Genomic DNA, 756 nt, shown 5'->3' on the forward strand with positions numbered 1-756 from the left:
GGCTGCCAGTTTCTCGTTTTACCTGACCACCGTTCAGGATGTATTTTCTGTGCCTGACGGTACAGTTCATCCCGTTGTTTCAGGAGCCTGTGGTCTTCTCCGCGATGTCGTTCTGCCGGCGTCACATAGCGTATTCCGCTATGGCGATGCTCTTCGTTATACCATCGGGTAAATTTTTCCACCCACTGACGGGCATCCGACAGTGTTCTGAACCCCGATGACGGCCACTGCGGCACATACTTNCAGTTCGTGCAGTTTCATCTGCAGCGTCTGTGATTTCATCGCTGCGCCGTTATCTGCATGCAGTACCAGCGGATGCCGCCAGCAGCCTTCACGCATGACACTGCGCTGCATTAAAGCGGCAGCCTGTTCACCGCTTTCTGTCTCATGCACTTCATAACCCGTGATTTTCCGGCTGTACAGGTCGGTTATCATATACAGNCGCACCACCGACGGTAACCAGGTGATATCCCATGACCAGACCTGACAGGGCCCGCTGGCCGTATAGGTTGTCGGGACTGCGGCCTTTTGCTGACACTGAGGGTAAACTCCCCAGCTTCTCAGCGTTTTAATAACGCGCATTTCTGATGTGCTGAAGCGCATAATATACACCCGGAGTTTATCCGGCGCTGAAAACCCACTCAGAATACTTTTATTGGGCGATTACCATTTAACCGGACACCCTCAGTGTCAGCATAGTTGTCACCCCCTCTGAAAAATCAATCTGAGGACATGGAGTGACACATGAAACGTATT

Annotated in this window: 1 pseudogene; it reads right to left on the reverse strand. The window is 52.0% G+C overall.

The features are described 5' to 3' along the window. A pseudogene (locus JK198_RS16820) lies at positions 1 to 528 on the reverse strand (DDE-type integrase/transposase/recombinase); the annotation flags it as partial. Positions 529 to 756: the final 228 nt, after the last annotated feature.

It is taken from the genome of Tatumella sp. JGM91, from assembly GCF_018257575.1.
Lineage (GTDB): Bacteria > Pseudomonadota > Gammaproteobacteria > Enterobacterales > Enterobacteriaceae > Tatumella > Tatumella punctata.